Annotated in this window: 6 protein-coding genes; 2 read left to right on the plus strand and 4 right to left on the minus strand. The window is 36.2% G+C overall.

The genetic code is table 11. The features are described 5' to 3' along the window. The 4 genes from AC3DU7_RS17235 to AC3DU7_RS17250 form a co-directional block, all read right to left on the minus strand. Nucleotides 1-426 (minus strand): hypothetical protein (locus AC3DU7_RS17235; protein WP_488040551.1); only part of this gene is annotated, 426 nt, incomplete at its 3' end. A gap of 582 nt (nt 427-1,008) precedes the next feature. Further along, nucleotides 1,009-2,097, minus strand: coding sequence for a nicotinate mononucleotide-dependent phosphoribosyltransferase CobT (gene cobT / locus AC3DU7_RS17240; protein ID WP_488040552.1), 1,089 nt, complete (start codon nt 2,095-2,097; stop codon nt 1,009-1,011). 232 nt (nt 2,098-2,329) lie between these two features. Beyond that, nucleotides 2,330-2,989 (minus strand): DUF2232 domain-containing protein, encoded by a 660-nt coding sequence (locus tag AC3DU7_RS17245; protein WP_488040553.1) that lies wholly within the window; start codon nt 2,987-2,989, stop codon nt 2,330-2,332. A gap of 687 nt (nt 2,990-3,676) precedes the next feature. Continuing rightward, a complete protein-coding gene (locus AC3DU7_RS17250) occupies nt 3,677-4,381 on the minus strand; it encodes a Crp/Fnr family transcriptional regulator (RefSeq protein WP_488040554.1) in 705 nt (234 codons plus the stop codon). 618 nt (nt 4,382-4,999) lie between these two features. Here AC3DU7_RS17250 and AC3DU7_RS17255 point away from each other — a divergent pair. Together AC3DU7_RS17255 and AC3DU7_RS17260 are read left to right on the plus strand one after the other, a co-directional pair. Next, nucleotides 5,000-6,742 (plus strand): hypothetical protein, encoded by a 1,743-nt coding sequence (locus tag AC3DU7_RS17255; protein WP_488040555.1) that lies wholly within the window; start codon nt 5,000-5,002, stop codon nt 6,740-6,742. Further along, nucleotides 6,739-8,766 (plus strand): hypothetical protein, encoded by a 2,028-nt coding sequence (locus AC3DU7_RS17260; protein WP_488040556.1) that lies wholly within the window; start codon nt 6,739-6,741, stop codon nt 8,764-8,766. The genes AC3DU7_RS17255 and AC3DU7_RS17260 overlap by 4 nt, the downstream gene beginning before the upstream one ends. Nucleotides 8,767-9,023 lie beyond the last annotated feature (257 nt).

Raw genomic sequence — 9,023 nt, forward strand, 5'->3', positions numbered from 1 at the left:
TCTAATATCTCCAGTATTACCTGAAACACCCCCACTAATAGTGCTTCCCTGAAACAAAGCATTAATTTTCTCAGCAGTTACTCCTTGAGACTTAATTTTTTCAATCTCAGACTCAAGATTCTTAACATATTCTGAATTTTCCTGTTTTGCAACTTCAACCACATCAATAACAGCTTGCTTAACTTCCGGGTCTTCATTAGCAGCAGTTTCCAACTCTTGTATTGCCCGATCAAAATCTACAGGAAAAGCTTCTGTTTCAGCAGACTTCAAAGCAGGCAAAGTTCCCGCAGGATTTCGTTGTATGAGTTGCCACAACTTATCCACTTGCTCCACAGTCTTTTCCCCTAAACCTTCTCCTGTCTTTTCCACATATTTAGTGAGAAAAGGAATGGCGATCGCTGCTAGGCCCAATTCTATAGGTTCCATTTTCTATACTCCTTGTTAATTTGTTGATAATTATAAATAGTATTTATCTGGACTGCTACTTCCAAGTGTGGGGAGTAGGAGAGATTGAAGTAATTATAGAATTATCAACATATAGCAGGGAACAGGGAACAGTAGGAAAAACATTTCCCTGTCTTACGGTTTATCATCCGCATAAGTCAAACACCAACTCGTTTTTTGCTATCTAGTCAAGCCCCCTAAATCCCCCAAAATTGGGGGACTTTTAGAGTTTTATTCCCCCCAAAATTGGGGGGATAGTGCCGCTACGCGGAAGTCAGAAGTTAGAAGTCAGAAGTATTGATTGGTAAGGCTTTTAAGATTTTGTAACTGGTCAGTTATTTCCGCCATTGTGCACTAGGGGGGCAAGTCATACCCAGAATCAGCAACACCTATAGAGTTTTATTCCCCCCAAAATTGGCTTGCTCGGGGGGCAATTCATACCCAGAATCAGCAACACCTATAGAGTTATTATTCCCCCCAAAATTGGCTTGCTCGGGGGGCAAAATTCAGAATCAGCAACGCCTAATTTCTAACTTCTGACTTCTGTTTCTCCTCTTCCTTCCACTACACAAATAAATTTTCAACAGCTTGAAGCAACTGACTTTGACTCCAATTTTGATATAAATGAGCCGCGATCGCACATCCTCCACAACCCACACCTTCCTTAACATATCCCTCTTCATAAGCTTGTAGTTGAGGATAACAAGACTCAGCAAAACTAAGTTGTGTTGCCATCAAAGGCACAAAACCAATTTCTCTAGCTAACCCCACAGTATCTCCTGTCGGGTCTTCAGCAACCCATCGAGTTGTTCCCACCACAATATTCTCAGGCAACCAAGATATAGAATATTTTGCAGCTAATGCTTGCATCAAAGCATAAACAGCTAACATTTGTGTACCACCAGCTAACATCACCCCAACTTTGAGACTTGCTGTCATTGCCATTCCTGCTACTACTATTTGCATCGGGTCTCCCACCGCAGCAACCAATTTTAGAGGTTGTGAAAACAGAGGTACAGAATTAAAACCAGAAGCTTGTAAACCCTGACGCACCACAGCCAACTTTTGAGTATGATTACATTGAGGATGACTGCTATTAACTTTGCCCACAGCAGCAATACCTAAACCTAACAAAATTGCTAAAGCAGTAGTTGTACCTCCAACTACACATTCTCCTAAAATTAAATAGCTATCTTTTGCTTCGGCAGCTAACTTACATCCCCAACTCCTTCCAACTTCTAGTAAATGTTTCACTGTTGCCATATCTAAAGCATGACCAGAAGTTAAACAACGAGCTGGAGTACCTCCCAAATCAATTGTTGGTACGGTGGGTTGATGAGTTAAACCAGCATTAAATAAGTAGAGAGGAATATTCAGAGCATCAACAATTGCTTTTGTGATTAAAACTGGTGAAGCACCAGCATCAAGGGGTGGTAATGGATATTTAGGTTGTGGTTGAAAACCATTGTATAAAAATTCTACATCTGCCAAACAAGTATATTGGCGGTCTTTTGGAGTCGCCCCTGCTGCAGAAATTCCCGGTATTAGACCTGTATCTGTAAATCCTAATACACAACCAAAAATTGGTTGGCGACTCCGATACCTTTGCAGCCAATTTTTTCCCTGTTGCACCTGAGTATAAACACGAATCATTATTGTTCGGGAAAGAGGGAGTAGGGAGTAGGGAGTAGGGAATAGGGGTAGAGAATTGATAATTTCTGTGTCACAATTAATTTGATTTTTGATTTTTAGAGATATCTATTATACCAATAAGTGAGGTGGGTATCCTGCCTGCCCAAAAATATCAGGAACGGGCAAGATGCCAATTCCACTGTTTTATCTTTGGAGCTACTGATAACTGATAACTGATAACTGATAACTGAAATTACTCATAATCAAGCAACACACTTACCCATTTAGGAGGTCTAGGAATAGGGTTACCGATCCTGTCTAGTAACAATAAAGCTACCAAATGTACAACAAATAAATACACTATATTATTCACAAATACCATGACTAAAGCAAGTGCTTGAATTAAAGGTAAACTAGGTTGAGCTAATAATCCCAATTTGATAAATACCCATTCTACAAATTCTGTAACTTGTGTAGTTAAATATATCCAGAGGTCTTGCCCCAACAAAAGTGAAAGTAACCAAAATCGAAAAAAGAAACCAATAGAGCCGAGTATAGAACCTAAACCAATAGAAGTTAACCAATTTCCTCCTCGTTTCCACACTGCCCCTAACATTACTCCCATGAAGCCAAAGGGAATGACGAATAAAATACTACGAGTTGGCCCCATTAGCACAGATAAAAGTAATCCTGATACTGCTGCGCCCATCCAAGCGGCACGGTTTCCCCATCGTAAATATAGTAAAGCAATTGGTACTGGGAAGAAAACTCTTAATAATGGTCCCAAGGGAAAATAATAATTGATAAACCAAATTAAACTAGCTGTACTGGCCAGAAAAGCTGTTTCTACCAGAACTATTGGTTTATCTTCTTTGCTGGTGGATGAAGGTATTTTATCTGAAGTTGTTTTCACAGAATTGGTTTGGCCTTATAAATTTTAGCTAGTGTCGCTACGCGGAAGTCGGGCATCGAGTGCGTAATTCTGAGGAAACCTCAGAATTCAAGATGACTCAATACATTCAAAAGTATTGATTGTTCATTAATGGATAATTGATAATTACCTCTGGTTAAAACCGAGAGGATTGAATATAAGGAAATACTATTTCTTCTCTTGGTCGATTGGATATGGCGAGGAGACCTCGCCATCCCATCCTAACGGACTGCTCCGCAAACGACCGCTTTTTTTCCCCTTAAAACGGGGAGGCTTTAAACCCGAATTATTTAATTATTAATAAGTTAATTATTCGGTAAAGCTTTTATGATTTTGTAATTGGTTAGTTATTTCTGCCATCCTGCATTAGTGAAGTTTAATTGACTTTGAATTTACTTTTTGATTAAACGGCATTGCTGATCTGATGTATGAAATTCAATTAGTGGTAAGTTTTCACCCAAAACAATAGTTGGAACTATATTTATATTCTGACTCTAAAGTCACCGAAAAACTCTTTTATGACTCCTGTCTCCTGTATCATAACTTATGACAAAAAATCAGGTCTCAAGCCTCCCCTTTCAAGGGGATGAAAAAAAATAAGGTTCAATATTTCAAGCCTCTGACTGAAGGCAGAGGTATTGATAACTGATAACTGATTAGCAAGCCCGACTAAACAAGTGTACGTTCCAATGCATGTATATCAGGAATACATAGTGTATCGCGATCGCGCTTGATTAATGATTTTTTTTCTAACTTACTTAAGACTCTAGTCACTGTCTCTCTGGCCAACCCACTTAAACTACTTAGCTCTCTATGAGGCAAATTAGGAATTTCTTTTCCTTGTTGAGAGTCTATACCTTGCCCCTCTGCTAGAAATAGTAAAATATCTGCTACCCTAGCCTGAGCATCTGCTTCTCTTAGCCTCAGTCGTCTATTCACTTGTCGTAAACGCCTGGCCATTAATTGGGCCAATCGAATTCCTGCTGTGGGTTCAGTATGAATTAGATGAGCAAAGTCCTGAGCTGGCATATTACCAATTAATGTGGGAGCTAAGGTAATTACGTCAGTAGAGCGAGGTACTTCATCTAAAGCAGCCATTTCTCCAAATAATTCGCCTTTACCCAAAATATTCAGCGTTACTTCTTTACCATCCAAGTTATAGGTGCGAATTTTTACCCACCCATCTAGAATGAAGTACACAGATGTCCCCCAATCATTTTCCAACAAGATTACCTGATTTGGTGGATGTTGACGACTGACCACATGAATCACTGCTTTTTCTAATGCTTCTTCTGGTAAACCTTCAAAAAATGAGGTAGATAGCATTAATTCTTTAATATTTAATTGGGGGTCGCGATTATACCTTTCTTCCATAAAGTTATTTTTTCAATATTAATCGGGCAGTATATTTAGCCCACAAAGCAACTATAAATTAATGATTAAAATTAATACATATTATATTATTAGCCAATTGGCCGACTTTAAATATCCTGAAAGTCAACAACTTTGTGGAAGCTATGATAGGGCTTTTACAGTATGGTAGTACAACAGTATGGTAGTACATAGGTATCAGTACAGGATTTGTCAAAAACCCAAAATATCAATAATAAATCCAGAAACTTTTACTACTGCTCCCAGTTAAGTGTTCCTTGACGGGTTAAACATCCACAGGGTCATAATACTATTTCCTCATCCTAAAAAATTTTCTAAACAGCTCAATTTTAGGACTATTTATGACTATTATAGTTAATAAATATTATTATGTATGTAGTAGTTATAGAGAGTAAAAGTATTTAAATTATTGATCTTATAATATCGTGCTATTGCCACATTAGGCTATACATTAGACTAAAGAGTCTGAAAAAACCTTAACACTCTTAATTTAATCTATCTCTAATTTGTACATCTAGTGTGAAACAGTAATTTTAAAGTCAGTTATGCTCTCATCAGTTTTATAATTCTTAATAAAGGTGAGTGACAAAGGTGAAACTCTTGAATTTCCAGAATCAGCAAATCAAATCAATAATCAGTGAAATAGATGAGGTGCTAAATCAGCCTAGCACTAAAAATTCTCCTAAAGTCCTAGAAAAAACACTCAGAAAATCTCAGCAGGCACTACAGCAGTTGCTGAATTATCTGAGTCAGAATGTGGATACAGCCTCAAGTCTACAGCTACTCTCCATTGACCCACCTTCAAATTCGGAAAATATTATTGATCAGACGACAAAACAACATCCACAACAACTAGAGGAGTTTTTGACTCCTATTAATCACTATTTACAAGAAGATTTTCAAGTTCTTAAAGAACAACGACAAGCTTTGCAAGAAGAAATTAGACAACTGGAAAAGCAAAGACAAGATAATTATTCCCTAGCTCAACAATATGCTAAACAGGAGCAAATTATCTCTGAGTTTTCTCAAGCTTTGCTTGGCCCAGTGCAAGAAACATTGCTGGAACATTTGTCTCAGTTAACCAACCAACATTCATATTCAAGTCAGAGCGCTTTACCTATTAAGCAAAATCTCGATCCACAGACTTCTAAGAATATTGAACCTCCTGAAATGGGGACAACTTCACAGGATAGAGGGAGAGAAGACCATAACTTAAACCGCTCATTTATTGATGAGTTCAATACAGAAGATCGTGAAGAAACACAGCCAGAAGCAGAAAATTTGATAGCGTCCTCTAATATTAATCCTCAAAATATTGAAAATCAAAAACTATCTCCTCAGATTAATGAATTATATGAGTCTAACGATACAGATGTATTACCTTATCCAGGATATGAGTTTGTGTCTAAAGTAAATACAGAATCAAAAACAACTGAAGTAGATAACTCAAACCCTCAAGAATCATCTATTCAGAATGAATTTAATCTTAATGAAGAGCAAGATTTAGAAGTTATTAAAAATCAAAAGGAGCAAGATCAAACTTGTGCTAAACTAAAAGCTCCATGTTTTGCAGAAAATAGTACAGAGTGGCAAAAATATCAAAATTATACTGCTAAAATAGAAAATACAAAAATAGCAAATATGGTTAGATTGCCACGAAATTCTGAGGCAAAGTTAGACAATTCAGAAAATGTCGAAAACACTGAAATTATTGAATCTCTCAGTAATCTCTTTGGTAAACTAGAGATAAATGAAGCAGAAACTAATAAATTAATTGCTTCTCTAGAACCTAAACAAGAAGAAACTAATCGTAGCAATAAATCAGAAGAAGAAGAGTATCTTCAGGCATCTGCTAAAGAAAATCTTCTGCCAATACAAGAATCAGATGAAAAACAAGATATAGAATTATTATTAGATACTAATACCCTTAATGATTTGCGTTATGATTTAGAAAATTTAGAAGAATTTGACTCAGATGAGTTAGAAGACGATCCACAACAAACTGAGCTTCAATTAGGAGAATATTCACCTGTATCTTTAGCAGAAAGTAATCTTGAATCGACTAATGATTCTGTTAATTCAACTTCAGAGGCAGAAATCACTGACTTAGACTTAGAAGGTTTATTTACCGATATTGGTGATGTTTCAGAAAAATCCAATTTAACGAACCAAGAAAATACTAGCAATTCAGCAGAAAATACAGAAAATGAACAAATTCTAGAAGATCTTTTAGATAGCTTAACATCTTCAACAGAAGCAGAATCAACAGACACAGATGATCGAGAATTTTTACCTTTAGAAACCCTTCTTAAAGACCTTCCAGAGACAGAAAAAAAAAATTGAACTCCTTGAAAGAGACAGATAAAATACCAGAGAAAAAACCTTCACTATGGTATTTAGGAATTGACTTTGGTACTACCGGTATTTCTGCAGCATTATTTAATCGTAGCAGTAGTGAGATTTATCCTATATATTGGGAAAGGGGAGCAACTAAAACAGATTTAGATATTACTGAAACAAATCAAGAATTTGCTCTCTCAACCAAAATAGCTCAAACAACATTAAGTTCTACTACAAAAGCAAAAATATATAAGCTACCATCAACTTTATATATACATCAAAAGTCATCTCAACATAAAACTATAGAAGAAAAACCCTTATTAGTACAAAACTTGAAGCCTGCTTTAAAAGTTACTATTCCTTACACTTCAATTAAATTTGAAAAACAAAAATTTCAGGAAAAACCCGATAAATCTTTTCTCCTAGATTCTAACTTTGTTACTACAACTACCCATGAACCAATTCTGCAATTGTCTGAACATCAACAAATTCCTCTCAAGTTAGTTTATCAAGGATTAGTAACTTTATTGACAACTCTTCAGAGCAAAACTTTTGTCCAAGACTCTACCTCTCTAACTGATGGAGAAAATCAAACAATAATTACTTTACCTCATGATTATACCTGTGGTGCAGTAGGATTAGACCAAGAAACATTTGTTTCCGCTTTAGCACAATTAAAATGTGTGTTGATGGGTAGTCCCACTAATTGGCCAGAAGCCTATAACTTCAATCTCAGAGAAGCAGTTTTAGAAGCAGGTCTTGTCCAAGATGTCAGTCAAGTAATTGTAGTTGAGGAGGCGATCGCTACTGCCCTATCAGAATTAACTTCAGTAACAGCAGATCCAAAAACATCTAATATTTCAGAATTTAGAAAGGGCAAAATTTTAATTGTGAATGTGGGAGCAACCACCACAGAAATGGCCTTAGTTGATTTCCCTGATGATGGCCAAAATTTAACTTACTCTCACTTCCATTGCCATAGTTTTGCTTATGGAGGTCAGGCCCTAGATCAAGATATTGTTTGTCAACTATTATTAAAAAACGAAAATATTTTGCCCCAGCTCCAGAAAGAAGAAAAGAATCAAGAACAATCTACTCAATCATGGCCACGGCCAGGCTATCCAGATTTATCAATTAGGTATCAACTACAGCAATGGTTACAAAGTTCATCCTATAGACAAGAATTATTAGCAGCAGCTCGTAATTTAAAAGTAATTTTGCCATCTGAAAAAGAATTTATTTTGAATATAGGCGATCGCCAATGGCATTTACAACAACAAGATTTAGAAAAAAAAGTATTAGGACCTTTTATACAAAAATTAAATCAGGAGTTAAATAATTTTTTGAGTAGGGTGGGAATATCTCCGGTAGGAATTAACCGCGCTTTATGTACTGGAGGTAGTGGGAGTTGGAGCGAGATATCTCGTTGGTTACGTCAAAAATTATCTAACGCAATTATTGTTCAAGATGCAAAAGTTAATTCTCAAAATATAGAGTTAGAGCAGGAAAAGTTGCAGGGATCGGATAATTGTTTATCTGAGATAGAAGATATTAAATTAACTATAGGTAGGGTTGCGTATGGTTTAGCTATCTTACCTCTTTATTCACAAATTATAGATATACCTCAACAACAGTACAACGACTATTTTTTACTTTGGGAAATACTACGAGTTTTTCCAGATCGTGCTTTATCTCTAAAAGAAGTTTATCAATTATTAGAGAAACAAGGAATAAATACTCGTGTTTGTCAGGAGAACATCAAGACTATTTTAGACAGTAAACTACCTCCTGGTTTATTGCCTTCAGATGAAGATGTCATGCTATTGAGTGAAACTTCTCGACAAAATTCTGACTATCAAAGTTTGAGAGCAAAGCCACTTTTTTACCAAGAAACTGATGGTAGTGGATATAGTTTGAGTGGCGAACAAGCAGAATATTTAAGAGAATACTTAAATAAGTTAGTGGCTAATACTCGGCAAAAATTTGAGGAACCCACATTGTCATCTCCGCGCTTTAGCAACGGATAAACAAAATTAAGCCGTAGCTCTTCAGCAGTTTAACATCTCTTTAAAATCTGCTAACAATGCATTAGTCTTATTTTCTACCATAATTGTCCGAAAATACTAGCTTTTTGCAGCTCTTTAGACGGAAAAGCTTTCACTTTTTTCGACAAAAAAAGGCTAAAACTTTTATCTATCAATGCTTTGATCTTTAATCAGCAACCCCTAGTTAGGGCTTGCTGATTAAACCTAAATGTCTTTACTGATATTGGTTTTAGCCTTTT

This window comes from Okeania sp. (genome assembly GCF_983059655.1).